Raw genomic sequence first — 25,558 nt, forward strand, 5'->3', positions numbered from 1 at the left:
GCCTCCCCCTTCCGGCCCGCCGCCCCGCGGGCCGGAAGGTGATTCCCCCGGCCGGGTCAACGCGCATATGCCATTCACACATGCGGGCGGCTTTCCTCCGACCCCCGGCGATACGCTGGTCGGACTCGCGAGACTGCGTCGCATGGGAGCACTACCGATGAGCGTCGATCCCGAGATCCACTGGCCGATCCCGCCGAAGGGTGGCTGGACCGCCGACGACCTGGACCGGCTTCCGAACCTGCCTCCGCACACGGAGCTGATCGACGGGAGCCTGGTCTTCTTGAGTCCGCAGACCCTTTTCCACTCACGGGCCGTGAGCTTCTTCGAATGGCAGCTCTACCACCAGGCCCCGGAAGACCTGGAAGTCATCCGCGAGTTCACCATCGACATCGACCGCCGCAACCGGCCGGAGCCGGACGTGATCGTGGTGGGCGAGACAGGATGCCCGGACCTCAACGAGACCCGCCTGCCCGCGGCATCGGTGCTGCTGGCCATCGAAGTGGTCTCGGAGGATTCCGTCGAACGGGACCGCGAGGTCAAACCGGCGAAGTACGCCCGGGCCGGCATCCCTCACTTCTGGCGCGTCGAGAACGACAACGGCCGGGCCGTCATCTACGTCTTCGAGCGGGAGCCCGCTACGGGCTCCTACACGAGTACCGGCATCTTCCACGACCGTCTCAAGGTCACTCGTCCCTTCCCCATCGATCTGGACCTCACCCAGATCACCGCCAAGCGCCGCGTCGAATAGCGCCCGCGCATGCCGAAGGGCCCGGCTCCCGCAGGAGCCGGGCCCTTCCGCCGTACCGGTCGGCTCAGCGCACGAACACGCTCGCCTGGCTCGCCAGGTCCAGGAAATACTGCGGCGCCAGGCCCAGGACCAGCGTGACCGCCACGCCCACCGCGATCGCCGACATCGTCAGCGGCGACGGCACGGCGACGGTCGGGCCGTCCGCCTTCGGCTCGCTGAAGAACATCAGGACGATCACCCGGATGTAGAAGAACGCCGCGATCGCGGACGAGATCACACCGACCACGACCAGCGCCCCGGCCCCGCCCTCGGCCGCCGCCTTGAAGACGGCGAACTTGCCGGCGAAGCCGGAGGTCAGCGGGATGCCGGCGAAGGCCAGCAGGAACACCGCGAAGACCGCCGCGGCCAGCGGGGAACGGCGGCCCAGACCCGCCCACTTGGACAGGTGGGTGGCCTCGCCCCCCGCGTCGCGCACCAGCGTGACCACGGCGAAGGCGCCGATCGTCACGAAGGAGTACGCGCCCAGGTAGAAGAGGACCGAGGAGATGCCCTCCGGGGTGGTGGCGATGACACCGGCCAGGATGAAGCCCGCGTGCGCGATCGAGGAGTACGCCAGCAGGCGCTTCACGTCGGTCTGGGTGACCGCGATCACCGCACCGGCCAGCATCGTGACGATCGCGACGCCCCACATCACCGGGCGCCAGTCCCAGCGCAGGCCCGGCAGCACCACGTACAGCAGGCGCAGCAGCGCACCGAAGGCGGCGACCTTCGTGGCGGCGGCCATGAAGCCGGTCACCGGGGTCGGGGCGCCCTGGTACACGTCCGGGGTCCACATGTGGAACGGCACCGCGCCGACCTTGAAGAGCAGGCCCGTCAGGATCAGCGCGCCGCCGATCAGCAGCAGCGCGTCGTTGCCCATGGTGTCCGCGAGCGCCGGGTCGATGGTGACCGCGGTGCCGTCGACGACGTCGGCGATCCCGGCGTACGTGACCGTGCCGGCGTAGCCGTACATCAGGGCGATGCCGAACAGCAGGAACGCCGAGGAGAACGCGCCCAGCAGGAAGTACTTCACCGCGGCCTCCTGCGACATCAGCCGCTGGCGGCGGGCGACGGCGCAGAGCAGGTACAGCGGCAGGGAGAAGACCTCCAGGGCCACGAACAGGGTCAGCAGGTCGTTCGCCGAGGGGAAGACCAGCATGCCGGCGATGGCGAAGAGGGCCAGCGGGAACACCTCGGACGTGGTGAACCCGGCCTTGACCGCGGCCTTCTCGCTGTCGCTGCCCGGGACGGACGCCGCCTGGGCGGCGAAGGAGTCCACCTTGTTGCCGTGGGCGCGGGGGTCGAGCCGCCGCTCGGCGAAGGTGAACACGGCCACGATCGAGGCGAGCAGGATCGTGCCCTGGAGGAACAGGGCGGGGCCGTCCACCGCGATGGCGCCCATGGCCGCGATGTGGGCCTTGGTGGTCCCGTACCCGGCGGCGGCCAGACCGACCACGGCCGCGAAGGCCGAGGCCAGGGCGGCGACCGCGAGGAACACCTGGGTGTAGTGGCGGAACCTGCGCGGTACGAAGGCCTCCACCAGGACGCCGACGATCGCGGCGCCGACCACGATCAGGGTCGGCGAGAGCTGTGCGTACTCGATGTGCGGGGCCGGGATCCGCTCGACGGGGTCGGCGGCGAGCGCCGCCAGGGCCATTACGGGTGCGCTCACTTGGCCGCCTCCACCTCGGGCTGGGGGTCCTTCTCGTGCACGTCGGACATGGTGTGCCGGACGGCCGGGTTCACGATCTCGGTGAGCGGCTTCGGGTAGACGCCCAGGAAGATCAGCAGGGCGATCAGCGGGGCCACGACGAGCAGTTCCCGCACGCGCAGGTCCGGCATGGACCGGACCTCCTCCTTGACCGGTCCGGTCATGGTCCGCTGGTAGAGCACCAGCGTGTAGAGGGCGGCGAGCACGATGCCGACCGTGGCGATGACGCCGACCACCGGGTACCGGGCGAAGGTGCCGACCAGTACCAGGAACTCGCTGACGAACGGCGCGAGGCCGGGCAGCGAGAGGGTGGCCAGGCCGCCGATCAGGAAGGTGCCGGCGAGTACCGGCGCCACCTTCTGCACACCGCCGTAGTCGGCGATGAGGCGGGAGCCGCGGCGCGAGATCAGGAAGCCGGCCACCAGCATCAGCGCCGCCGTCGACAGGCCGTGGTTGACCATGTAGAGGGTGGCGCCGGACTGGCCCTGGGAGGTCATCGCGAAGATGCCCAGGATGATGAAGCCGAAGTGCGAGATCGAGGCGTAGGCGACCAGCCGCTTGATGTCCCGCTGGCCCACCGCGAGCAGCGCGCCGTAGACGATGCTGATCAGGGCGAGGACCAGGATCACCGGGGTGGCCCACTTGCTGGCCTCGGGGAAGAGGCCGAGGCAGAAGCGGAGCATCGCGAAGGTGCCGACCTTGTCGACCACCGCGGTGATCAGTACGGCGACCGGGGCGGTCGCCTCGCCCATCGCGTTGGGCAGCCAGGTGTGCAGCGGCCACAGCGGGGCCTTCACCGCGAAGGCGAAGAAGAAGCCGAGGAACAGCAGCCGCTCGGTGTTGGTCGCCATGTCGATCTTGCCCGCGGCGCGCAGGTCGGCGATCTCCGTGAGGGAGAAGGTGCCGGTGACCACGTACAGGCCGATCACCGCGGCCAGCATGATCAGGCCGCCGACCAGGTTGTAGAGCAGGAACTTGACCGCCGCGTACGAGCGCTGGGCGGCCGCGTTCTCGTCGGTGCCGCTGTGGGCCCGGTCCCCGAAGCCGCCGATGAGGAAGTACATCGGGATCAGCATGGCTTCGAAGAAGATGTAGAAGAGGAAGACGTCGGTGGCCTCGAAGGAGATGATCACCATCGCCTCGACCATGAGGATCAGGGCGAAGAAGCCCTGGGTCGGCCGCCACCGGCTCGACGTGGTCTCCAGGGGGTCGGCGTCGTGCCAGCCGGCCGCGATCACGAACGGGACCAGCAGCGCGGTGAGCGCGATCAGCGCCACCCCGATGCCGTCGACGCCCAGTTGGTAGCTCACCCCGAAGTCCGGGATCCACTCGTGGGACTCGGTGAGCTGGTAGCGCGCACCGCCCGGCTCGAAGCGGACCGCGACCAGCGCGGCCAGGACGAGCGTCGCCAGCGAGAAGAGCAGCGCGAGCCACTTGGCGGCGGTCCTGCGGGCGGCCGGTACGGCCGCCGTGAGGATCGCGCCGGCCGCGGGGAGCGCGGCCGTCGCCGTCAGAAGCGGGAAACTCATTTCACACCGCCCTCATCAGCAGGGTCGCGGCGATGAGTACCGCCGTCCCCCCGAACATCGAGACCGCGTAGGAGCGGGCGTAGCCGTTCTGGAGCCTGCGCAGCCGGCCCGAGAGCCCGCCGACCGAGGCGGCCGTGCCGTTCACGACCCCGTCGACCAGGCTGTGGTCGACGTACACCAGCGAGCGGGTGAGGTGCTCGCCGCCGCGGACCAGGACCACGTGGTTGAAGTCGTCCTGGAGCAGGTCGCGGCGGGCGGCGCGGGTCAGCAGGGAGCCGCGCGGGGCGGTCGCCGGGACCGGCTTGCGGCCGTACATGGCCCAGGCGATCGCCACGCCGACGACCAGCATGGCCGTGGCGGCCAGGCTCACCGTCAGGGCGCTGACCGGCGGGTGGCCGTGCTCGTGCCCGGTGACGGGCTCCAGCCAGTTCACGAACCGGTCGCCGACGGCGAAGAAGGCGCCGGCGAAGACGGACCCGAAGGCCAGCACGATCATCGGGATCGTCATGGACCTGGGCGACTCGTGCGGGTGGGGCAGCTCGCCGGCGTGGTGCTCGGCGGCCGGCTCCGCGCTCGGCGCGGCGTCCGCGTCGGGCGCCGGCTGCCAGCGCTTCTCGCCGAAGAAGGTCATCAGCATCACGCGGGTCATGTAGAACGCGGTGATGCCGGCGCCCAGCAGGGCCACCCCGCCGAGGATCCAGCCCTCGGTGCCGCCCTTGGCGAAGGCGGCCTCGATGATCCCGTCCTTGGAGAAGAAGCCGGACAGGCCGGGGAAGCCGATGATCGCGAGGTAGCCGAGGCCGAAGGTGACGAAGGTGACCGGCATGTACTTCCGCAGGGCGCCGTACTTGCGCATGTCGACCTCGTCGTTCATCCCGTGCATCACGGAACCCGCGCCGAGGAAGAGGCCGGCCTTGAAGAAGCCGTGCGTCACCAGGTGCATGATCGCGAAGGCGTAGCCGACCGGGCCGAGGCCCGCGGCCAGCACCATGTAGCCGATCTGCGACATGGTCGAGCCGGCCAGGGCCTTCTTGATGTCGTCCTTCGCGCAACCGACGACCGCACCGAAGAGGAGCGTGACCGCGCCGACCACGGCGGTGACCAGCTGCGCGTCGGGCGCGCCGTTGAAGATCGCGCCCGACCGGACGATGAGGTAGACGCCCGCGGTCACCATGGTCGCGGCGTGGATGAGGGCGGAGACCGGGGTCGGGCCCTCCATCGCGTCGCCGAGCCAGGACTGCAGCGGGACCTGGGCGGACTTGCCGCAGGCCGCCAGCAGCAGCATCAGGCCGATGGCCGTCAGCGTGCCCTCGCCCGTCTCGCCCACCGAGCCGAGCACCGGCTTGAAGGCGAAGGTGCCGAACGTGGTGAACATGATCATGATGGCGATGGACAGGCCCATGTCGCCGACCCGGTTCACCAGGAAGGCCTTCTTGGCGGCGGTCGCCGCGCTGGGCTTGTGCTGCCAGAAGCCGATGAGCAGGTACGAGGCGAGGCCGACGCCCTCCCACCCGACGTACAGCAGCAGGTAGTTGTCGGCGAGCACCAGCAGGAGCATCGCCGCGAGGAAGAGGTTGAGGTAGCCGAAGAAGCGGCGGCGGCGCTCGTCGTGCTCCATGTAGCCGATGGAGTAGACGTGGATGAGCGTGCCGACCCCGCTGATCAGCAGGACGAAGGTCATCGACAGCTGGTCGAGCTGGAAGGCGACGTCCGCCTGGAAGCCCTCCACGGGGATCCATCGGTACAGGAACTGGGTCAGGGTGCGGTCCTCCGCCTCCCGGCCCAGCATGTCCGCGAACAGCACCGCGCCGATGACGAAGGACACGCCCGCCAGCAGGGTGCCCAGCCAGTGGCCGGTCCGGTCGAGGCGCCGGCCGCCGCAGAGCAGCACCGCCGCTCCGAGCAGGGGCGCCGCGACGAGCAGCGCAATCAGGTTCTCCACAGCGACCCCTTACAGCTTCATCAGGCTGGCGTCGTCGACCGAGGCCGAGTGGCGGGTACGGAAGAGCGACACGATGATCGCCAGGCCGACCACGACCTCCGCGGCGGCGACGACCATCGTGAAGAAGGCGATGATCTGGCCGTCGAGGTTGCCGTGCATCCGCGAGAAGGCGACGAACGCGAGGTTGCAGGCGTTGAGCATCAGCTCCACGCACATGAACAGCACGATCGCGTTCCGCCGGATCAGCACCCCGGCCGCGCCGATGGTGAAGAGCAGGGCGGCGAGGTAGAGGTAGTTGACGGGGTTCACTTGGACGCCTCCTCACGGCCCGACCGGGGGGCGGGCGCGATGCCGGACTCCCGGCCCAGCCGGTCGGCGGCCCGCTGCTCCAGCGCCTTCAGGTCCTCCAGGGCCTCCGTGGAGACGTCCCGGATCTGGCCGCGGGCGCGCAGGGTCTGGCTGACGGTCAGTTCGGACGGGGTGCCGTCCGGCAGCAGACCGGCGATGTCCACCGCGTTGTGCCGGGCGTACACGCCGGGCGCCGGCAGCGGCGGGACCTGCGTGCCCTCGCGTACGCGGCGCTCGGCCAGCTCGCGCTGGGTGGCGGCCCGCTCGGTGCGCTCCCGGTGGGTGAGGACCATCGCGCCGACGGCCGCGGTGATCAGCAGCGCGCCGGTGATCTCGAAGGCGAAGACGTACTTGGTGAAGATCAGCTCCGCCAGGGCCTCCACGTGCCCGCCGGAGTTGACCCGCCCCAGACCGTTGAAGGACTTCAGCGAGGCGTTCCCGATGCCCGCGATCAGCAGGATGCCGAAGCCGAGCCCGCAGGCGGCGGCGAGCCAGCGCTGCCCCTTGAGCGTCTCCTTCAGCGAGTCCGCGGCCGTGACGCCGACGAGCATGACCACGAAGAGGAAGAGCATCATGATCGCGCCGGTGTAGACGATGACCTGGACGACGCCCAGGAAGTAGGCGCCGTTGGCGAGGTAGAACACCGCCAGGATGATCATCGTCCCGGCCAGCGACAGCGCGCTGTGCACGGCCTTCTTCATCAGTACGGTGGCCAGCGCGCCGATCACGGCGACGGTGCCCAGCACCCAGAACTGCACGGCCTCGCCGGTCGACGTCATCGACTCGGCGGCCACCGTGAGCCCGGCGGCGGTGGCGCTCATCGCCCGACCACCTTCTCGGAGGCGGGCTCCGACGGCCCGAAGTCGGAGGCGCCCTCCTGCGGGCCCTCCCCCTTCGACACGGCCGGCTGGCGCTCCGTACCCGGAGCCGCGCCCGTGACCAGACCGCGGTAGTAGTCCTGCTCGTCCGTGCCCGGGTACATCGCGTGCGGGGCCTCGACCATGTTCTCGGTCAGCCCGGCGAGCAGCTGCTCCTTGGTGTAGATGAGCGACTCGCGGCTCGCGTCGGCCAGTTCGAACTCGTTCGTCATGGTCAGCGCCCGCGTGGGGCACGCCTCGACGCACAGCCCGCACAGGATGCAGCGGGCGTAGTTGATCTGGTAGACGCGGCCGTACCGCTCACCCGGGGAGTAGCGCTCCTCCTCGGTGTTGTCCGCGCCCTCCACGTAGATCGCGTCGGCGGGACAGGCCCAGGCACACAGCTCGCACCCGATGCACTTCTCCAGACCGTCCGGGTGGCGGTTGAGCTGGTGCCGTCCGTGGAAGCGCGGAGCGGTGGTCTTCTGCTGCTCCGGGTACTGCTCGGTGAGCCGCTTCTTGAACATGGCCTTGAAGGTCACGCCGAAGCCGGCCACCGGGTTCTGCCACTTCTCCTCGGATTCAGGCATTCTCAGCACCCTCCTCTCGGTCACTGTCGGAGTTGGATCCGCCGCTGACGATCAGCTCGCGCTCGTGCCGGGGGCGGCGGCGCGGTACCGGCGGAAGCGTCTGCCCGGGCTTGGGCGGTACGGGGAACCCGCCGGCCATCGCGTCGAAGGGCTCCTCCGCCGCGGCCTTCCCTGCCGCGGCGGCACCGGACTTCGCCTTGCGGTCGCGGAAGAGGTCGGCGACGAAGGACAGCAGGAGGATCGCGACGACCCCGCTGCCGACGTACAGCACGATGTCGCCGAAGTCGTAGTTCTCGTTGCGCAGCGCGCGCACGCTGGCGACCAGCATCAGCCAGACCACCGAGACCGGGATCAGCACCTTCCAGCCGAGCTTCATCAGCTGGTCGTAGCGGACGCGGGGCAGCGTGCCGCGGAGCCAGATGAAGAAGAACAGCAGCAGCTGGACCTTGATCACGAACCAGAGGAGCGGCCACCAGCCGTGGTTGGCGCCCTCCCAGAAGGAGCTGATCGGGTACGGGGCCCGCCAGCCGCCCAGGAAGAGGGTGACCGACACCGCCGAGACGGTGACCATGTTGACGTACTCGGCCAGCATGAACAGGGCGAACTTGATCGAGCTGTACTCGGTGTTGAAGCCGCCGACCAGGTCGCCCTCGGACTCCGGCATGTCGAAGGGGGCGCGGTTCGTCTCGCCGACCATCGTGACGACGTAGATGATGAAGGACACCGGCAGCAGCACGATGTACCAGCGGTCCGCCTGCGCCTCGACGATCGCCGAGGTCGACATCGACCCCGAGTACAGGAAGACCGAGGCGAAGGCCGCGCCCATCGCGATCTCGTACGAGATCATCTGCGCGCACGAGCGGAGCCCGCCGAGCAGCGGGTACGTCGACCCGGAGGACCAGCCGGCCAGCACGATGCCGTAGATGCCGACCGAGGCGACCGCGAGGACGTACAGCATCGCGATCGGCAGGTCGGTCAGCTGCATCGTGGTGCGCTGGCCGAAGATCGACACCTCGTTGCCGGCCGGGCCGAAGGGGATCACCGCGATGGCCATGAAGGCCGGGATCGCCGCGATGATCGGGGCCAGGACGTAGACCACCTTGTCGGCCCGCTTGACGACGACGTCTTCCTTCAGCATCAGCTTGACGCCGTCGGCGAGCGACTGGAGCAGGCCCCAGGGGCCGTGCCGGTTGGGGCCGATGCGCAGCTGCATCCAGGCGACGACCTTGCGCTCCCACACGATGGAGAAGAGCACGGTCACCATCAGGAAGGCGAAGCAGAACACCGCCTTGAGGGCAACCAGCCACCAGGGATCGGTGCCGAAGAGGGAGAGGTCCTCGGCCGCCACTTGTACCGCGTTCACGCTCGCACCTCCGGCGTCGTGTCGCTGACCTCGGCCGCCGGGAGCGACGGGCCGATGCGGACCAGGTCGCCCGGCGCGGCACCGGTGTCCGAGAGGACGCCGCGGCCGGCCGAGTTCAGCGGGAGCCAGACCACGCGGTCCGGCATCTGCGTGACCAGCAGGGGCAGTTCGACGGTCCCGGCCGGGCCGGTGACGGACAGCAGGTCGCCGTCCTTCACCCCGGTCTCGGCCGCCGTGGCCGCCGAGAGGCGGGCGTTCGCCGCGTGCCGGGTGCCGGCCAGCGCCTCGTCGCCCTCCTGGAGCCGGCCGAGGTCGAGCAGCAGCCGGTGGCCCGCCAGGACCGCCTCGCCGGCCGCCGGCCGCGGCAGCGGCCTGGGGTCGGTGGACTGCTCGGCCGCCCGCTCGCCGGCCCAGGTGCCGAGCCGGGTCAGCTCCCGCCGGGCCGCGGTCACGTCGGCCAGCCCGAGCCCGTACCCGGCCTCGTCGGCCAGCATGTGCAGCACCCGGGCGTCACCCGGGGCCAGCCGGCGGGTCATCTGGTCCGGCTTCAGCGCGGCCTCGAACGGCCGCAGCCTGCCCTCCCAGTTGAGGAAGGCGCCCGCCTTCTCGGCCACCGCCGCCACCGGGAAGACCACGTCCGCCCGCTCGGTCACCTCGCTCGGCCGCAGCTCCAGCGAGACGACGAAGGCCTCCGCCAGCGCCTGCCGGGCCCGCGCCGGGTCCGGCAGGTCCGCCACCTCGACGCCCGCGACCAGCAGGGCGCCCAGCTCACCGGTGGCCGCCGCCTCCACCATCTGGCCCGTGTCCCGGCCGTACCGGTGCGGCAGCTCGTCCAGACCCCAGAGCGCCGCAACCTCGTCGCGCGCCCGCGGGTCGGTGGCCGGCCGTGCGCCCGGCAGCAGCGACGGCAGGGCACCGGCCTCGACCGCGCCCCGCTCACCGGCCCGGCGCGGGATCCACACCAGCTCGGCGCCGGTCGCGGCGGCCGCCCGTACCGCGGCGGTCAGCCCGCCCGGCACGGCCGCCAGCCGCTCGCCCACCACGATCACCGAGCCCGCCGCGCGCAGCGCCTCGGCCGCCGCGTGACCGTCCTCCTCCAGGCCGGTACGGGAGGCCAGCGCGGCCAGCCACTCCGGCTCGGTGCCCGGCGCGGCCGGCAGCAGCGTGCCGCCCGCCTTGGCCAGGCCGCGGGTCGCGAACGGCGCCAGCGCGAAGGTCCGCTGCTTCCGCTTGCGCGCGGCCTTGCGCAGCCGCAGGAAGACGCCCGGCGCCTCCTCCTCGGACTCGATGCCCACCAGCAGCACCGCCGGTGCCTGCTCCAGCGCGGTGTACGTGACCCCCGTGCCGGACAGGTCCCGGCCGCGGCCCGCGACGGTGGCGGCCAGGAAGTCCGCCTCCTCCGCCGAGTGCACGCGCGCCCGGAAGTCGATGTCGTTGGTGTCGAGCACGACCCGCGCGAACTTGGCGTACGCGTAGGAGTCCTCGACCGTGAGCCGCCCGCCGGTCAGCACACCGGCCCGGCCCCGCGCGGCCGCCAGCCCGCGCGCGGCGGCCTCCAGCGCCTCGGGCCAGCTCGCCTCGCGCAGCACGCCCGCGTCGTCGCGCACCAGGGGCGTGGTCAGCCGGTCCGGACGCTGCGCGTACCGGAAGCCGAACCGCCCCTTGTCGCACACCCACTCCTCGTTGACCTCCGGGTCCTCGGCGGCCAGCCGGCGCAGGACCTTGCCGCGCCGGTGGTCGGTGCGGGTGGCGCAGCCGCCGGCGCAGTGCTCGCACACGCTCGGCGAGGAGACCAGGTCGAAGGGGCGGGAGCGGAACCGGTAGGCGGCCGAGGTCAGCGCGCCCACCGGGCAGATCTGGATGGTGTTGCCGGAGAAGTACGACTCGAACGGGTCGCCCTCGCCCGTGCCGACCTGCTGGAGCGCACCGCGCTCGACCAGCTCGATCATCGGGTCGCCGGCCACCTGGTTCGAGAACCGGGTGCACCGCGCGCACAGCACGCACCGCTCGCGGTCGAGCAGCACCTGCGTGGAGATCGGCACCGGCTTCTCGTAGGTCCGCTTCCGGCCCTCGAAGCGCGACTCGGCGTTGCCGTGGGACATCGCCTGGTTCTGCAGGGGGCACTCGCCGCCCTTGTCGCAGACCGGGCAGTCAAGCGGGTGGTTGATCAGCAGCAGCTCCATCACGCCGCGCTGCGCCTTGTCGGCGACGGGCGAGGTGAGCTGGGTCTTCACGACCATGCCGTCGGTGCAGGTGATGGTGCAGGAGGCCATCGGCTTGCGCTGGCCCTCCACCTCGACGATGCACTGGCGGCAGGCGCCGGCCGGGTCGAGCAGCGGGTGGTCGCAGAACCGCGGGATCTCGACGCCGATCTGCTCGGCGGCGCGGATCACGAGGGTGCCCTTGGGAACCGACAGCTGGACGCCGTCGATGGTCAGCGACACCAGGTCCTCGGGGGGCACCGCCGGGCCGCCGCCGGCCGGGGCGTTGCTGGTCACGGTCATGCGGTCACCTCCGTGTCGGCCCAGAGGGTCGACTTCGCCGGGTCGAAGGGGCAGCCCTTGCCCGTGATGTGCTGCTCGTACTCCGCACGGAAGTACTTGAGCGAGGAGAAGATGGGGCTGGCGGCGCCGTCGCCCAGCGCGCAGAAGGACTTGCCGTTGATGTTGTCGGCGATGTCGTTCAGCTTGTCGAGGTCGGACATCACGCCCTTGCCGGCCTCGATGTCGCGGAGCAGCTGCACCAGCCAGTAGGTGCCTTCGCGGCAGGGCGTGCACTTGCCGCAGGACTCGTGGGCGTAGAACTCGGTCCACCGGGTGACGGCCCGGACCACGCAGGTGGTCTCGTCGAAGCACTGGAGCGCCTTGGTGCCGAGCATCGAGCCGGCGGCGCCCACGCCCTCGTAGTCGAGCGGGACGTCGAGGTGCTCGTCCGTGAACATCGGGGTGGACGAGCCGCCGGGGGTCCAGAACTTCAGCCGGTGCCCGGGCCGCATGCCGCCGCTCATGTCGAGCAGCTGGCGCAGGGTGATGCCGAGGGGTGCCTCGAACTGGCCCGGGTTGGCCACGTGCCCGCTGAGCGAGTACAGCGTGAAGCCGGGGGACTTCTCGGTGCCCATCGACTTGAACCAGTCCTTGCCGCGGTTCAGGATCGCGGGAACCGAGGCGATGGACTCGACGTTGTTCACCACGGTGGGGCAGGCGTAGAGGCCCTCGACCGCGGGGAAGGGAGGACGCAGCCTGGGCTGGCCGCGGCGCCCTTCGAGCGAGTCGAGCAGCGCGGTCTCCTCGCCGCAGATGTACGCGCCGGCGCCCGCGTGCACCGTGAGTTCGAGGTTCAGCCCGCTGCCGAGGACGTTCTCGCCCAGGTAGCCGGCCTCGTAGGCCTCGCGCACCGCCTCGTGCAGCCGGCGCAGTACGGGGACGACCTCGCCGCGCAGGTAGATGAAGGCGTGCTCGGAGCGGATCGCGTAGCAGGCGATCACGATGCCCTCGATGAGCGAGTGCGGGTTGGCGAAGAGCAGCGGGATGTCCTTGCAGGTGCCCGGCTCGGACTCGTCCGCGTTCACCACGAGGTAGTGCGGCTTGCCGTCGCCCTGCGGGATGAACTGCCACTTCATGCCGGTGGGGAAGCCGGCGCCGCCGCGGCCGCGCAGACCGGAGTCCTTGACGTACGCGATGAGGTCGTCGGGCGACATCGCGAGGGCCTTGCGCAGCCCCTCGTACCCGTCGTGCCGCCGGTAGGTCTCCAGCGTCCAGGAGCGGGGGTCGTCCCAGAAGGCGGAGAGCACCGGGGCGAGCAGCTTGTCCGGGCTGGTCCCGCCCCCGGCCTCCGGCTGGGAGGTGTCGCCCTGGCTTCCCTGGGTGGACACGGTCATCACTCCCCTCCCTCGGTCGTGGTCTCGGCGCGCGGGTGGACGATCGGGGTGTGCGGGGTCTCGCCGCGGGCGATGCGCAGGCCGACCAGGGAGGCGGGGCCGGCGCCGCCGGTCGCCTCGACCGCGCCCTCGCGCGCGTCGGGGAAGCCGGCCAGGATCCGGGCGGTCTCCTTGTACGTGCAGAGCGGCGCGCCCCGGGTCGGCTCGACGGGGCGTCCGGCGCGCAGGTCGTCGACCAGGGCCTTGGCGGACTCGGGGGTCTGGTTGTCGAAGAACTCCCAGTTGACCATCACGACGGGGGCGAAGTCGCAGGCCGCGTTGCACTCGATGTGCTCCAGCGTGACCTTGCCGTCCTCGGTGGTCTCGTTGTTGCCGACGCCGAGGTGGCTCTTGAGCTCGTCGAAGATCGCGTCGCCGCCCATCACCGCGCACAGGGTGTTGGTGCAGACGCCGACCTGGTACTCGCCCGAGGGCTTGCGCCGGTACATCGTGTAGAAGGTGGCGACCGCGGTGACCTCGGCCGTGGTCAGGCCCAGCACCTCGGCGCAGAACCGGATGCCGGTGCGCGTGACGTAGCCCTCCTCCGACTGCACCAGGTGCAGCAGCGGCAGCAGCGCGGAGCGGCTGCCGGGGTAGCGGGCGACGACCTCCCGGGCGTCCGCCTCCAGCCGGGCGCGCACCTCGGCGGGGTAGTCGGGTGCCGGGAGCTGCGGCATGCCGAGCGAAACGTCTGTCATCGGTCGACGCCTCCCATCACGGGGTCGATGGAGGCGACGGCGACGATGACGTCGGCGACCTGGCCGCCCTCGCACATCGCTGCCATGGCCTGCAGGTTGGTGAAGGACGGGTCGCGGAAGTGGACCCGGTAGGGGCGGGTGCCGCCGTCGGACACCACGTGCACGCCGAGCTCGCCCTTGGGGGACTCGACGGCGGCGTAGGCCTGGCCGGGCGGGACCCGGAAGCCCTCGGTCACCAGCTTGAAGTGGTGGATGAGGGCCTCCATGGAGGTGCCCATGATGTTCTTGATGTGGTCGAGCGAGTTGCCGAGGCCGTCGGGGCCCATGGCGAGCTGCGCGGGCCAGGCGATCTTCTTGTCGGCGACCATGACCGGGCCGGGCTCCAGCCGGTCCAGGCACTGCTCGACGATGCGCAGCGACTGGCGCATCTCCTCCAGCCGGACCAGGAACCGCCCGTAGGAGTCGCAGGTCTCGGTGGTCGGCACGTCGAACTCGTAGTTCTCGTAGCCGCAGTAGGGGTCGGTCTTGCGCAGGTCGTGCGGGAGGCCGGCGGAGCGCAGGATCGGGCCGGTGGCGCCGAGCGCCATGCAGCCGGCCAGGTCGAGGTAGCCGACGTCCTGCATGCGGGCCTTGAAGATCGGGTTGCCGGTGGCGAGCTTGTCGTACTCCGGCAGGTTCTTCTTGAAGGTCTTCACGAAGTCGCGGAGCTGGTCGACGGCGCCCGGGGGGAGGTCCTGGGCGAGGCCGCCGGGGCGGATGAACGCGTGGTTCATGCGCAGGCCGGTGATCAGCTCGTAGATGTCGAGGATCAGCTCGCGGTCCCGGAAGCCGTAGATCATGATCGTCGTGGCGCCGAGCTCCATGCCGCCGGTGGCGATGCACACCAGGTGGGAGGAGATCCGGTTGAGCTCCATCAGCAGGACGCGGATGACGGAGGCGCGGTCCGGGACCTGCTCGGTGATGCCGAGGAGCTTCTCGACGCCGAGGCAGTACGCCGTCTCGTTGAAGAACGGCGTCAGGTAGTCCATGCGCGTCACGAAGGTGGTGCCCTGCGTCCAGTTCCGGAATTCGAGGTTCTTCTCGATGCCGGTGTGCAGGTAACCGATTCCGCAGCGGGCCTCGGTGACGGTCTCGCCCTCGATCTCCAGGATCAGGCGGAGCACGCCGTGGGTGGAGGGGTGCTGCGGTCCCATGTTGACGACGATGCGCTCGTCGTCGGCCCTGGCCGCGGACTGGACGATCTCGTCCCAGTCCCCGCCGGTGACCGTGTAGACGGTGCCTTCGGTGGTCTCGCGGGCCGCTGAGTGGTTGGCGGTAGACATCAGCTGTACGACCTCCGCTGGTCCGGAGCCGGGATCTGGGCGCCCTTGTACTCGACGGCGATGCCGCCGAGGGGGTAGTCCTTGCGCTGCGGGAAGCCCTGCCAGTCGTCCGGCATCATGATCCGGGTGAGGGCCGGGTGGCCGTCGAAGACGAGCCCGAAGAAGTCGTAGGCCTCGCGCTCGTGCCAGTCGTTGGTCGGGTAGACCGCGACGAGCGAGGGGACGTGCGGGTCGGCGTCGGGGGCCGAGACCTCCAGCCGGAGCAGCCGGCCGTGGGTGAGCGAGCGCAGGTGGTAGACGGCGTGCAGCTCGCGTCCCTTGTCGTGCGGGTAGTGGACGCCGGAGACGCCCGTACACAGCTCGAAGCGCAGGGCGGGGTCGTCGCGCAGGGTGCGGGCGACCTGCACGAGGTGCTCGCGCGCGATGTGGAAGGTCAGCTCGCCGCGGTCCACGACGGTCTTCTCGATGGCGTTGTCCGGGAGCAGGTCCTGCTCCTCCAGGGCGCCCTCCAGTTCGTCGGCGACCTCGTCGAACCAGCCGCCGTACGGGCGGGTGGCCGGGCCGGGCAGCCGGACGGAGCGCACGAGCCCGCCGTAGCCGGTGGTGTCGCCGCCGTTGCGGGCGCCGAACATCCCGTGCTGGACGCGGATCTCCTCGCCGTGGTCGCCGCGCTGACCGGGCAGGTTCTGCGCGGAGATGTCCTTGTCGGGATTGGGTTCGCGGGTCTCGCTCACCGGAGCAGCCCCTTCATCTCGATGGTGGGGAGCGCCTTGAGGGCCGCCTCCTCCGCCTCGCGGGCCGCTTCCTCGCGGTTCACACCGAGCTTGGAAGTCTGGATCTTCTGGTGGAGCTTGAGGATGGCGTCCATCAGCATCTCGGGCCGGGGCGGGCAGCCGGGCAGGTAGATGTCGACCGGGACGATGTGGTCGACGCCCTGGACGATCGCGTAGTTGTTGAACATGCCGCCGGACGAGGCGCAGACGCCCATGGAGATGACCCACTTCGGGGCCGGCATCTGGTCGTAGACCTGGCGCAGCACCGGAGCCATCTTCTGGCTCACCCGGCCGGCCACGATCATCAGGTCGGCCTGGCGCGGGGAGCCGCGGAAGACCTCCATGCCGAAGCGGGCGAGGTCGTAGCGGCCCGCGCCCGTGGTCATCATCTCGATGGCGCAGCAGGCCAGGCCGAAGGTCGCCGGGAAGACGGAGGCCTTGCGCACCCAGCCGGCGGCCTGCTCGACGGTGGTCAGCAGGAAGCCGCTCGGCAGCTTCTCTTCGAGTCCCATGTGTGTGCCCCTCAGTCCCATTCCAGGCCGCCGCGCCGCCACACGTAGGCGTAGGCGACGAAGACGGTGAGCACGAAGAGCAGCATCTCCACGAGCCCGAAGATCCCCAGGGCGTCGAAGGTGACCGCCCAGGGGTAGAGGAAGACGATCTCGATGTCGAAGACGATGAAGAGCATCGCCGTCAGGTAGTACTTGATGGGGAAGCGGCCACCGCCCGCCGGCGTGGGGGTGGGCTCGATGCCGCACTCGTACGCTTCCAGCTTCGCCCGGTTGTACCGCTTGGGGCCGATTAGCGTGGCCATGACCACGGAGAAGATCGCAAACCCTGCCCCGAGGGCGCCGAGCACGAGGATGGGCGCGTAGGCATTCACGCTCCTCGCTCCTTCCAGTCGTCCTTGACCGTTGGACCGCACGCCGGCCGGAGAGCCCTCCCAGCAGTGCTGGGCGAGCCCGCCTCGCGAAGATCACGTACATGTGAGGCAGTTCACAAGCCGGACTGCCCCGCATCCTATGCCTGCTCCTCTGTGATCTGCGACACGGGGTACGGGACCGAGTTTGTGATCTCCACCACCTGACGAACGATCATGAAGTCGGATGAGCGGTGATCTTCATACGTGAAGCACCGAAGTGATCACCAAAGGTGACATCCGAGGTCGTTACCGCAGGTAGGAAGCGCATCGCACTATCAAATGGTGGCCACTGCAAGCAAATTGGCGAGCCAGGGGGCCGGGTGGTATAGGAATCCGCTTCCCCCGGTCGGGGGACGGCCCGCGTACGCGAGTGGACACGTGCATCCGTTCACGAGCCCCGGGCGTGACGTTCCTGTGACCTGCGCCACGCCCGATTCGCGCCAGCGAAAGGGGGCTTGGCCATCCGTACGGGGTGATGGTAGGCGTCGGGGCAATTCGGGCGTATTGCTGAAAACCCATGATCACAGGCTTGTGAGGGGGCGTCCGATTCGCCCGTTACGGCGTCAATAAGCCGCGCGGCGCGCCCGATTCGCGCGTTTCGCTCTCAACTGTGGCGGAGACCACGTTTCTTGAAGGGAACCGCGAACGGCTGATAGCGGTTGTCTTCATGTCCCTCACCGCTCACATACCCAGCCACCGGAAGCCCCGCCGCAGCGCCTCGAAGCTCGCGGTCCGCGCCGGAGTTGCCGGTGGCGTCCTCAGCACCCTGGCGATGGCCGGATCCGCGAGCGCGGCGTCCCAGGCCGAGCCCGTGACCGAGACCCTGGAAATGCCGGTCCTCAACCTGGACCTGGCCGCCGACGTCTCCTCCGCGGTCACCAAGTCGGCCGACGCCACCCGCGCGGCCGCCCTCGACAGCGAGCTCGACGCCCAGGAGCAGGCTGCCGAGAAGAGCGCCGCCGCCACCGCCAAGAAGGCCAAGGCCGAGGCGCGCGCGGAGGCCGAGGCCGAGAAGAAGGCCGAGCAGGAGGCCGAGCGCCGCGCCGCCGCCGAGCGCGCCTCCCGCACCGCCACGCGCACCACCCTGTCCGGCTCCTCGGACGAGGGCGGCGCGGCCAGGTCCGCCGGCACCGCCAAGCGCTCCACCGCGACCGGTTCGGCCGCCGCGATCGTCAACTTCGCCCTGGCCCAGGTCGGCAAGGCCTACGTCATGGGCGCCACCGGCTCCTCCGCGTACGACTGCTCCGGCCTGGTCCAGGCCGCGTACCGGCAGGCCGGCATCACCCTGCCGCGCACCTCGCAGTCGCAGTCCACGTACGGCACCCAGGTCTCGCTGAGCAACCTCCAGCCCGGCGACATCCTGTACTGGGGCGGCGCGGGCAGCGCGTACCACGTGGCCGTCTACATCGGCGGCGGCAAGTTCGTCGGCGCGCAGAACCCCAGCACGGGCGTCGTCGAGCGGTCGCTCGACTGGGACCGCCCGTCCGGCGCGGTGCGCGTCCTCTGACGCACCCGTCCCCCGCGCCCACGGCACGGCGAAGGGCCGGTACTCCCCCGCTCGGGGGTGGAGTACCGGCCCTTCGTCCTGTCCCGGCGGCCGGGTGCGGGGCCGCGGCTCCGCGTCCGGCCGCCGCCCGGCGGCGGGCCGTCAGGACAGCGTGGCCGCCAGCCTGAAGCGCTCCTCCCGCTGCCGCTTGTAGAGCGCCAGCGTCTCGGCGTGCTCTTCGACCAGCCGCCGCTGGTACGCCGCCTCGGCCGCGGCCCAGACGCCCACCAGGTTCACCTCGCGCTTGCAGGCCACGTCGGCCACCGCGGCGCGCACGGCCCGGGGACCGCCCCGGTCCGCGGCGAGCCCCAGCTCCTGCGTGACCTCGTACGGGCTCCCGATGCCCGGGTAGCCCGCCCGGCCCATGCAGGCCGACCACTTCGCCAGCACCGCCTTCACCCGGGAGTCCTGCTGGGCGCGGGTGTGCGCCTCCGAGGTCAGCCCGAAGGCGTACAGCAGGTCGACGCTGTCCTTGGCGGGGGCGTAGAGCCTGCGGTAGCTCTCCCGCTGGCAGCCGCCCGGCGGCACGCGCTGCCCGCCGACGACGAGACCGCTGTCCGTCCGCTCCGCCTCCTCCTGGGTCCGCGGGTCCGGCCCCGTCTGCCCCCGTGCGCCCGGCCGTTCGCCGTACATCACCGTGTGGGCGCTGTCGCTGAGCCGGGGCGCGCGGGGCTTGGGCGGCTCGGGGCGGCCCGCGTCCTTGTCGTACCCGTGGACCGCCGCGTACCGGGGGTCGGCCAGTCCGAAGAGGTACTGGTGCCGGTCCGCCGCTCCGCCCGCGGTGGGCGCGCGCGTGGCGACGGGCGGCTGGTACGTGAACCCGAACCGGGCCATGCAGCGCACGATGAGCCGGTCCTGGACCGCGTCCATCCGGCGGTTCTCCTCCGCGCTGTCCTGGTACGCGTCCAGGGGGAGGGCGATGGAGGACGTGGCGGGATTGACGGCCACGGTGCCGAGTTCCGGCTCCGGCACGGCTTTTTCCCCGCTGTCGCCGGAATGCGAGCAGCCGGTCAGCGCGACGGCCGCGACGGCGACGAGAGCGGCGGCGAAGAACCGGCTCACGAGAAGGAGTAGTTCGAGGAGCTGATCTTGTTCTTGAAAGTGAGGGACGCGTCGCCGCCGTATCCCTTCGGGATGTAGCCGAGGCTCCCGTCGTAGTAGACGTCCGTCCACACCTGCCAGGTCACGACGTCGCGGTTCCGGTAGGACTCCGTATTGTCGTTGGCGGTCGTGCCGTATCCGTAGCAGCCGGAAGGCCCGCGGAATTTGTTGTCGGTGAAATTGTTGTCCGAGCCGGAGAGGTCGAATACGCAGCCGGTGCCTCCCGTGCTGTAGTACAGGCCGAACTCCTCCACCTCCAGGTAGCCGTCCTTCGCGTACGCCGACGCGGGCGCGGCGGTGGACAGCACCGCGGCGCCCAGGGCCACGGCCGTGACGGAAGCGGAAGCGAGTCTGCGAAGTGTCCGGTTCATCGCGCATTCCTCACCGTTGGGGGTTTTTGGGGCGGCAGCAGAGCACTGCCGACCCGGGATTAAAGGGCGGCGGGACGGCGGGGCACAAGGACACCTTCCGGGTTGGCCGATAGTCATCTGTGTTGGCTCCGGAGCCGCTCATAGGGTGCACGTTCATGCGAAGCACCCCCATGCGGCTGCGGATTGTCGCCCCCTTTCTGCTTATGTCCCTTTCGCTCGCCGCGTGCACCGGTGAAAAGGAGCCGGACGAGAGCGACAGCCCTCCGCCGTCGGCCGAGGAGATCGCATACCACGACTGTCTGAAAGAGCAGGGCGTGAAGATCTGGCACACGGATTACGGTGCTCCGCGCGTGGACAAAACCCAGCCGATGGAGAAGGTCCTCGCGGCCCAGGAGGCCTGCAAGGACAAACTCCCGCCCGATCCGAAGCCGTCGCCGGCCTCGTCCGCGCGGATGGCCGAGGCCCGCGAGGAGACGGCGTGCATGCGCCGCGAGGGCGTCGCCTGGTACCCCGATCCCGACCCGGTCACCGGGGAGTTCGACGACCGCGGACTCACGCGCGACCAGCTGCGCAGCCTGAAGACGGAGCACGCGGAGAAGATGCAGCTCTGTGTGAAGGGGCTCGGGCGGGGATGAGCACGCTCGCGCGGGGGCGGCGCGTGGTCTACGGGGTCGCGGCCGGGGCCGCCCTGATGACGGCCGGCGGGCTGCTGAGCACCGCCTTCGTGAAGTCCCCGGCCCAGCTCGCCGCCGAGACCGGCCCGCCCGCCCAGGGGGTGCTGACCGCGGAGGTCGAACGCCGGGTGCTGGCCGAGACGGTGGTGATGCGCGGCACCGTGGTCGCCGGCCAGAGCGTGGCCGTCGCCCCGCAGGGCGAGGGGCGGCCGGTGGTGACCCGGCTGCCCTTCGCCCCCGGGGCGCCGGTGACCGCCGGGCGGGTGGTGGCCGAGGTCTCGGGACGGCCGGTGGTCGCGCTGCGGGGGGCGCTGCCCGTGTACCGGGACCTGCGGCCCGGCGCCACGGGGGACGACGTGGCGCAGCTCCAGGACGCCCTGCGCGAACTGGGGCACGGCACCGGGCGCGACCCGCGGGGCCGCTTCGGCCCGGGCACGAAGACCGCCCTCACCGCGCTGTACCGCGCCCTGGGCTATCCCCCGCTCCCGGCCGCCCCCGACGCGGCGGACCGCGTCCGCGCCGCCCGCACCGCCCTCCGCGAGGCAATCTGGGCCCTGGAGGACGCGGAAGCGGCGGCGGCGGCCGCGGCGAAGCGGGGTGCCGCGGTACCCACCGGCGGGACGGACGGGGTGGAGGCCCCGTCCCCCACCGCGGCCCGCCCCGGCGCGGTACGGCCCGGCCGGGTCGTGCCGGAGACCGGTGGCCGCGCCGCCGGTGAGCCGTACCCGGGCAGGGCGCTCGCGGGCACGACCCTGAGCCCCGCGACCGCCGCGGCGGTCATCGGGGGCACGGAGGGCGCCGCGTGCCCCGGCACCGGGCGACCGGACGGGCCCGGGCCCTCGGCTCCGGGGGCCCACCCTGCGTCCCGTGGCACCCCGGAGGGGGGAGGGACGCCGGCCGTGGCGCAGGGCGAGCTCGCCGCCGCGCCCACACCGGCGCCCAAGCCGGGGGGCGGCCCGTCCCCCGGCAGCACCCTCCCCGGGAGGGAACTGGCACGGGCGCGGATCGCGCTGGCCGAGGCGCGTGCCGAACTCGCCGCCGCCGAGGCCGCCGACGGGCCGATGCTGCCCGCAGCCGAGGTGGTGTTCCTGCGGGCCTTCCCCGCACGGGTCAGCGGCGTCGGCGCGACCGTCGGCGCCCCCGTCACCGGCACCCTGCTCACCCTCACCGCCGGTGAACTCCTCGTCGAGGCCTACCTCAAGGACGACAAGCACCGGCTGCTGCGCCCCGGCCTGCCCGTACTGGTCTCCTCCGAGCTGACCGGCGCCGAGGTGTCCGGCAAGGTCACGCTGGTCGCCGCCGAACGCTCCACCGGCACGCCCCCGGGCACCCAGCCGCCCCCCGGCGAGGGCCAGCTCCCGGCACCCGCGGTCGACCTCGGGTACCGGATGCTGGTCCGCCCCGACCGCCCGCTGCCCGCCGCCCTCACCGGCCAGGACGTACGGCTGACCGTCGAGGCCGCCACCACCGGCGGCCCGGCGCTCGTGGTCCCCGTCACCGCCGTCTCCTCGGGCGCGGACGGCCGTACGTCGGTCACGACCGTGAACCGCGCCGGCACCCGGCACCGCGTCGAGGTCCGCACGGGCACCACCGGCGACGGGTTCGTGGAGGTCGAGCCCGTCGCCCCGGCCACCCTGCAAGCCGGCGCCCAGGTCATCACCGGCACGGCCGCGCCGGGCACGGGCACGGGCGCGGGCACAGGCGCCGGCGCTGCACCGGGCACCGGCACCGGCACCGACCCGGGAGCCCCGCCCTCGTGACCGCGGCCCCCGATCCCGCCCCGCCGCCCGTCATCGAGTTCCGCGGCGTCGCCCTGACCTACCCCGGGCCACCGCCCGTGGAGGCGCTCAAGGAGTGCGACCTCACCGTGGCCCGCGGCGAGTTCGTCGCCGTCGTCGGCCCCTCCGGCTCAGGGAAGTCCACCTTCCTCAACGTCGCCGGACTGCTCGACACCCCCACCCGCGGCCGCTACCTGCTCGACGGCATCGACACCGGCGCCCTCCCCGACCGCTCCCGCACGGCCCTGCGCGGCCGCCGCATCGGCTTCGTCTTCCAGTCCTTCCACCTGCTCCCGCACCGCACCGCCCTGGAGAACACCGCCCTCGCCATGCTCTACACCTCCGTACCCCGCGCGGAGCGCCTGGCCCGCGCGGCGGAGGCACTCGCGCGCGTCGGCCTCTCGCCCCGCGCCGACGCCACCCCCGGGCACCTCTCCGGCGGCGAACGCCAGCGCGTCGCCATCGCCCGCGCCCTGGCCGGCCGCCCCTCCCTGCTGCTGTGCGACGAGCCGACCGGCAACCTGGACTCGGAGAACGCCGCCTCCGTCCTGGCCCTGCTGGACGAACTCCACGCGGCCGGACTCACCCTGCTGGTCATCACCCACGACCGGGACGTGGCCGCCCGCGCCGGGCGCACCCTCACCATCCGGGACGGCCTGGTCCACACGTGAGCCACGAACCCTGCCCCGGCCCAGACCCCCGCCCAGACCTCCGCCCCACCCCCGTCCCCCGCACCCGCCTCTCGCTCCGCGACACCCTCTCCGAGGCGCTCGCCGGCATCCTGCGCCGCCCCGGCCGGGCCGCACTCACCGCGCTCGGCACCGTCCTCGGCGTCGGCAGCTTCGTCGCCGTGCTCGGCCTGACCGCCACCCTCTCCGCGCGCATCGACGGCCGCTTCAACTCCCTCACCGCGACCGAGGTGACCGTCGAGGACGTCGCCGCCCGCCAGGACGAGTTCGCGGGCCCCGGCTTCCCCGCCGACGCCGAGCGCCGCCTCGCCCGGCTGGCCGGCATCCGCGACGCCGGCGTCTGGTGGCCCGTACGCCTGGACGCCGCCCCCGGCGACGCGCCCGTACTGGCCGTGTCGCCCGGCGCGCTCCGGGCGACCGTCCCCCGGCTGCGCGAGGGGCGCCTGTACGACGAGTTCGCCGAGCGCACCCGGCAGCGCGTGGCCGTCATCGGCCCCGGCGTCGCGGCCCGGCTCGGCATCGGCACCCTCGCGACGCGCCCCGCCATCCGCATCGACGGCGAGCCGTTCGTGGTGGCCGGCATCCTGGCCGACGTACGGCGGCAGCCCGACTCCCTGCTCGCCGTGCAGGTGCCCCGCTCGACCGCGGAGGAGCTGTGGGGGCCGCCCGCACCGGGCGCGGCCCGCATGCTGATCGCCACCGAACTCGGCGCGGCACGGCAGGTCGCGCGGCTGGCCCCGACCGCACTGCGGCCCGACCACCCCGAGCACCTCCGGGCCGTGCCGCCGCCGGACCCCCGGCTGCTGCGGTCGAGCGTGACCTCGGACCTCGGCTCGCTCTTCCTGCTGCTCGCCGGCGTCTGCCTGGTGATCGGCGCGGTCGGCATCGCCAACACCACGCTCGTCGCGGTCCTCGAACGCACCCCCGAGATCGGGCTGCGGCGCGCGCTGGGGGCCAGGGGCCGGCACATCGCCGCCCAGTTCCTCACCGAGTCCGCCGCCCTCGGCGCGCTCGGGGGCCTCGTGGGCACGTCCCTGGGCGTCCTCACGGTGGTCGCCGTCGCCGTCGTACGCGAGTGGACCCCGGTCCTGCACCTCGCCACGGTGGCCGCCGCGCCCCTGGCCGGCCTCGCCACCGGCCTCCTGGCCGGCGTCTACCCCGCCGCCCGGGCCGCCCGCATCACCCCCGCGGAAGCACTCCGCCGCTGACCGCGCCCGAGGACGGGGCGGTCAGCGGCGGAAACGCACGGAAGGAAGACCTGGATCAGGCCTTCGGGGCCACCTTGCTCAGGCCGTTGATGATGCGGTCCATCGCGTCGCCGCCCGTCGGGTCGGTCAGGTTGGCCAGCATCTTCAGCGTGAAGCGCATCAGCATCGGGTGGGTCAGACCGCGCTGCGCGGCGATCTTCATGACCTTCGGGTTGCCGATCAGCTTCACGAAGGCGCGGCCCAGCGAGTAGTAGCCGCCGTAGGTCTCCTTGAGCACCTTCGGGTAGTTGTGCAGCGCCAGCTCCCGCTGGGCCGGGGTGGCCCGCGCGTGCGCCTGCACGATCACGTCGGCCGCGATCTGGCCGGACTCCATGGCGTACGCGATGCCCTCGCCGTTGAACGGGTTGACCAGGCCGCCCGCGTCGCCCACCAGCAGCAGGCCCTTGGTGTAGTGCGGCTGCCGGTTGAAGGCCATCGGCAGCGCCGCGCCCCGGATCGGGTGCGTCATGTTCTCCGGCGTGTAGCCCCAGTCCTCCGGCATCGAGGCGCACCAGGCCTTCAGCACCTCGCGCCAGTCCAGCTCGCGGAAGGCGGAGGAGGAGTTGAGGATGCCGAGGCCGACGTTGGACGTGCCGTCGCCCATGCCGAAGATCCAGCCGTAGCCGGGCAGCAGCCGGTCCTGGGGACCGCGCCGGTCCCACAGCTCCAGCCAGGACTCCAGGTAGTCGTCGTCGTGCCGCGGCGAGGTGAAGTACGTCCGCACGGCCACGCCCATCGGGCGGTCCTCGCGCCGGTGCAGGCCCATCGCCAGGGAGAGGCGCGAGGAGTTGCCGTCCGCGGCCACGACCAGCGGCGCGTGGAAGGTGACTTCCTTCTTCTCCTCGCCGAGCTTGGCGTGCACGCCCGTGATGTGCCCGGTCCGCGCGTCCCGGATCGGCTCGCCCACGTTGCAGCGCTCGTACAGCCGCGCGCCGGCCTTCTGCGCCTGGCGGGCCAGCTGCTCGTCGAAGTCGTCGCGCTTGCGGACGAGGCCGTAGTCGGGGAACGAGGCCAGCTCGGGCCAGTCCAGCTCCAGCCGGACGCCGCCGCCGATGATGCGCAGGCCCTTGTTGCGGAGCCAGCCGGCCTCTTCCGAGATGTCGATGCCCATGGCCACCAGCTGCTTGGTGGCGCGCGGGGTGAGCCCGTCGCCGCAGACCTTCTCGCGCGGGAAGGCCGTCTTCTCCAGCAGCAGGACGTCGAGTCCGGCCTTGGCCAGGTAGTAGGCGGTGGTCGAGCCGGCGGGTCCGGCTCCGACGACGATCACATCAGCGGTGTGCTCGGAGAGGGGCTCGGTCACTGCGTGATCTCCCGGAGGCTCGAAATTTCTGCGTGCCGAAGGCACGGGACATGGGCAGTCTATGCAGCGAACCGCGATCGACACCGAGAAGGGC

Annotated in this window: 23 protein-coding genes; 6 read left to right on the forward strand and 17 right to left on the reverse strand. The window is 71.8% G+C overall.

The genetic code is table 11. The annotated features are described in order from the left end of the window. Positions 1-157: 157 nt before the first annotated feature. Positions 158-748 carry a Uma2 family endonuclease gene (locus ACIQUR_RS14725; protein ID WP_403663623.1) on the forward strand — a complete coding sequence of 197 codons (591 nt, stop codon included), beginning with the start codon at positions 158-160 and terminating at the stop codon, positions 746-748. Between the two features lie 64 nt (positions 749-812). On the opposite strand, the gene nuoN is transcribed toward ACIQUR_RS14725, so the two are convergent. The 14 genes from nuoN to ACIQUR_RS14795 are packed head-to-tail and all read right to left on the reverse strand — an operon-like array spanning position 813 to position 16,719. Beyond that, positions 813-2,444, reverse strand: a complete 1,632-nt coding sequence (nuoN, locus tag ACIQUR_RS14730) for an NADH-quinone oxidoreductase subunit NuoN (protein WP_403663945.1) — start codon at positions 2,442-2,444, stop codon at positions 813-815. 11 nt (positions 2,445-2,455) lie between these two features. Then, complete coding sequence (locus tag ACIQUR_RS14735) at positions 2,456-4,027, reverse strand: NADH-quinone oxidoreductase subunit M (protein WP_399945872.1); 1,572 nt, start codon at positions 4,025-4,027, stop codon at positions 2,456-2,458. A 1-nt stretch (position 4,028) separates the two neighbouring features. Continuing rightward, a complete protein-coding gene (gene nuoL, locus ACIQUR_RS14740) occupies positions 4,029-5,969 on the reverse strand; it encodes an NADH-quinone oxidoreductase subunit L (protein ID WP_403663626.1) in 1,941 nt (646 codons plus the stop codon). 9 nt (positions 5,970-5,978) lie between these two features. Further along, entirely contained in the window at positions 5,979-6,278 is a 300-nt protein-coding gene (nuoK, locus tag ACIQUR_RS14745; protein WP_045946785.1) for an NADH-quinone oxidoreductase subunit NuoK, read from the reverse strand. Further along, complete coding sequence (locus tag ACIQUR_RS14750; RefSeq protein WP_403663629.1) at positions 6,275-7,138, reverse strand: NADH-quinone oxidoreductase subunit J; 864 nt, start codon at positions 7,136-7,138, stop codon at positions 6,275-6,277. The genes nuoK and ACIQUR_RS14750 overlap by 4 nt, the downstream gene beginning before the upstream one ends. Beyond that, positions 7,135-7,764, reverse strand: a complete 630-nt coding sequence (gene nuoI, locus ACIQUR_RS14755) for an NADH-quinone oxidoreductase subunit NuoI (protein WP_403663632.1) — start codon at positions 7,762-7,764, stop codon at positions 7,135-7,137. Before nuoI ends, ACIQUR_RS14750 begins: the two co-directional genes overlap by 4 nt. Then, positions 7,757-9,127 (reverse strand): NADH-quinone oxidoreductase subunit NuoH, encoded by a 1,371-nt coding sequence (nuoH, locus tag ACIQUR_RS14760; protein ID WP_403663635.1) that lies wholly within the window; start codon positions 9,125-9,127, stop codon positions 7,757-7,759. Before nuoH ends, nuoI begins: the two co-directional genes overlap by 8 nt. Then, positions 9,124-11,631: an NADH-quinone oxidoreductase subunit G gene (locus ACIQUR_RS14765; RefSeq protein WP_403663638.1), complete on the reverse strand. Its 2,508-nt coding sequence runs from the start codon at positions 11,629-11,631 to the stop codon at positions 9,124-9,126. The genes nuoH and ACIQUR_RS14765 overlap by 4 nt, the downstream gene beginning before the upstream one ends. Further along, on the reverse strand, positions 11,628-13,004 hold the full coding sequence (gene nuoF / locus ACIQUR_RS14770; protein WP_399945855.1) for an NADH-quinone oxidoreductase subunit NuoF: 1,377 nt from the start codon (positions 13,002-13,004) through the stop codon (positions 11,628-11,630). Before nuoF ends, ACIQUR_RS14765 begins: the two co-directional genes overlap by 4 nt. Then, positions 13,004-13,741: an NADH-quinone oxidoreductase subunit NuoE gene (nuoE, locus tag ACIQUR_RS14775; RefSeq protein WP_403663643.1), complete on the reverse strand. Its 738-nt coding sequence runs from the start codon at positions 13,739-13,741 to the stop codon at positions 13,004-13,006. The genes nuoF and nuoE overlap by 1 nt, the downstream gene beginning before the upstream one ends. Beyond that, positions 13,738-15,063, reverse strand: a complete 1,326-nt coding sequence (locus ACIQUR_RS14780; RefSeq protein ID WP_403663646.1) for an NADH-quinone oxidoreductase subunit D — start codon at positions 15,061-15,063, stop codon at positions 13,738-13,740. Before ACIQUR_RS14780 ends, nuoE begins: the two co-directional genes overlap by 4 nt. After that, the gene (locus ACIQUR_RS14785) at positions 15,063-15,797 is read right to left on the reverse strand and encodes an NADH-quinone oxidoreductase subunit C (protein WP_399945847.1); all 735 of its coding nucleotides are present in this window, start codon (positions 15,795-15,797) and stop codon (positions 15,063-15,065) included. Before ACIQUR_RS14785 ends, ACIQUR_RS14780 begins: the two co-directional genes overlap by 1 nt. Then, complete coding sequence (locus tag ACIQUR_RS14790; RefSeq protein WP_365105674.1) at positions 15,794-16,348, reverse strand: NADH-quinone oxidoreductase subunit B family protein; 555 nt, start codon at positions 16,346-16,348, stop codon at positions 15,794-15,796. Before ACIQUR_RS14790 ends, ACIQUR_RS14785 begins: the two co-directional genes overlap by 4 nt. A gap of 11 nt (positions 16,349-16,359) precedes the next feature. Continuing rightward, entirely contained in the window at positions 16,360-16,719 is a 360-nt protein-coding gene (locus tag ACIQUR_RS14795; protein WP_003992243.1) for an NADH-quinone oxidoreductase subunit A, read from the reverse strand. 706 nt (positions 16,720-17,425) lie between these two features. On the opposite strand from ACIQUR_RS14795, the gene ACIQUR_RS14800 reads away from it, so the two are divergent. Beyond that, positions 17,426-18,265, forward strand: a complete 840-nt coding sequence (locus ACIQUR_RS14800) for a C40 family peptidase (RefSeq protein ID WP_403663651.1) — start codon at positions 17,426-17,428, stop codon at positions 18,263-18,265. A gap of 141 nt (positions 18,266-18,406) precedes the next feature. On the opposite strand, the gene ACIQUR_RS14805 is transcribed toward ACIQUR_RS14800, so the two are convergent. Together ACIQUR_RS14805 and ACIQUR_RS14810 are read right to left on the reverse strand one after the other, a co-directional pair. Beyond that, the gene (locus tag ACIQUR_RS14805) at positions 18,407-19,366 is read right to left on the reverse strand and encodes a hypothetical protein (RefSeq protein ID WP_403663654.1); all 960 of its coding nucleotides are present in this window, start codon (positions 19,364-19,366) and stop codon (positions 18,407-18,409) included. Further along, on the reverse strand, positions 19,363-19,776 hold the full coding sequence (locus tag ACIQUR_RS14810) for a peptidase inhibitor family I36 protein (protein WP_403663657.1): 414 nt from the start codon (positions 19,774-19,776) through the stop codon (positions 19,363-19,365). Before ACIQUR_RS14810 ends, ACIQUR_RS14805 begins: the two co-directional genes overlap by 4 nt. 155 nt (positions 19,777-19,931) lie before the next feature. Between ACIQUR_RS14810 and ACIQUR_RS14815 the strand changes: the two genes are divergently transcribed. From ACIQUR_RS14815 to ACIQUR_RS14830, 4 genes are read left to right on the forward strand one after another with little or no spacing between them, the layout of a single operon-like run. Beyond that, a complete protein-coding gene (locus ACIQUR_RS14815) occupies positions 19,932-20,411 on the forward strand; it encodes a hypothetical protein (RefSeq protein ID WP_403663660.1) in 480 nt (159 codons plus the stop codon). Further along, the gene (locus tag ACIQUR_RS14820; protein WP_403663663.1) at positions 20,408-22,210 is read left to right on the forward strand and encodes a peptidoglycan-binding protein; all 1,803 of its coding nucleotides are present in this window, start codon (positions 20,408-20,410) and stop codon (positions 22,208-22,210) included. Before ACIQUR_RS14815 ends, ACIQUR_RS14820 begins: the two co-directional genes overlap by 4 nt. Next, positions 22,207-22,899 (forward strand): ABC transporter ATP-binding protein, encoded by a 693-nt coding sequence (locus ACIQUR_RS14825; RefSeq protein ID WP_403663666.1) that lies wholly within the window; start codon positions 22,207-22,209, stop codon positions 22,897-22,899. Before ACIQUR_RS14820 ends, ACIQUR_RS14825 begins: the two co-directional genes overlap by 4 nt. Next, positions 22,896-24,125, forward strand: coding sequence for an ABC transporter permease (locus ACIQUR_RS14830; protein WP_403663669.1), 1,230 nt, complete (start codon positions 22,896-22,898; stop codon positions 24,123-24,125). The genes ACIQUR_RS14825 and ACIQUR_RS14830 overlap by 4 nt, the downstream gene beginning before the upstream one ends. Positions 24,126-24,180: 55 nt before the next feature. Here ACIQUR_RS14830 and ACIQUR_RS14835 read toward each other — a convergent pair whose 3' ends face one another. Further along, complete coding sequence (locus tag ACIQUR_RS14835) at positions 24,181-25,464, reverse strand: geranylgeranyl reductase family protein (protein ID WP_403663672.1); 1,284 nt, start codon at positions 25,462-25,464, stop codon at positions 24,181-24,183. Positions 25,465-25,558: the final 94 nt, after the last annotated feature.

It is taken from the genome of Streptomyces sp. NPDC101132 (assembly GCF_044759225.1).
Lineage (GTDB): Bacteria > Actinomycetota > Actinomycetes > Streptomycetales > Streptomycetaceae > Streptomyces.

Coding starts and splice junctions, on each gene's coding strand:
- ACIQUR_RS14810 (WP_403663657.1), bottom strand. CDS start 19,776: ATGAACCGGACACTTCGCAGACTCGCTTCCGCTTCCGTCACGGCCGTG.
- nuoE (WP_403663643.1), bottom strand. CDS start 13,741: ATGACAGACGTTTCGCTCGGCATGCCGCAGCTCCCGGCACCCGACTAC.
- nuoI (WP_403663632.1), bottom strand. CDS start 7,764: ATGCCTGAATCCGAGGAGAAGTGGCAGAACCCGGTGGCCGGCTTCGGC.
- ACIQUR_RS14800 (WP_403663651.1), top strand. CDS start 17,426: ATGTCCCTCACCGCTCACATACCCAGCCACCGGAAGCCCCGCCGCAGC.
- nuoF (WP_399945855.1), bottom strand. CDS start 13,004: ATGACCGTGTCCACCCAGGGAAGCCAGGGCGACACCTCCCAGCCGGAG.
- ACIQUR_RS14765 (WP_403663638.1), bottom strand. CDS start 11,631: ATGACCGTGACCAGCAACGCCCCGGCCGGCGGCGGCCCGGCGGTGCCC.
- ACIQUR_RS14725 (WP_403663623.1), top strand. CDS start 158: ATGAGCGTCGATCCCGAGATCCACTGGCCGATCCCGCCGAAGGGTGGC.
- nuoN (WP_403663945.1), bottom strand. CDS start 2,444: ATGGCCCTGGCGGCGCTCGCCGCCGACCCCGTCGAGCGGATCCCGGCC.
- ACIQUR_RS14815 (WP_403663660.1), top strand. CDS start 19,932: ATGCGAAGCACCCCCATGCGGCTGCGGATTGTCGCCCCCTTTCTGCTT.
- ACIQUR_RS14735 (WP_399945872.1), bottom strand. CDS start 4,027: ATGAGTTTCCCGCTTCTGACGGCGACGGCCGCGCTCCCCGCGGCCGGC.
- ACIQUR_RS14750 (WP_403663629.1), bottom strand. CDS start 7,138: ATGAGCGCCACCGCCGCCGGGCTCACGGTGGCCGCCGAGTCGATGACG.
- ACIQUR_RS14790 (WP_365105674.1), bottom strand. CDS start 16,348: ATGGGACTCGAAGAGAAGCTGCCGAGCGGCTTCCTGCTGACCACCGTC.
- ACIQUR_RS14780 (WP_403663646.1), bottom strand. CDS start 15,063: ATGTCTACCGCCAACCACTCAGCGGCCCGCGAGACCACCGAAGGCACC.
- ACIQUR_RS14820 (WP_403663663.1), top strand. CDS start 20,408: ATGAGCACGCTCGCGCGGGGGCGGCGCGTGGTCTACGGGGTCGCGGCC.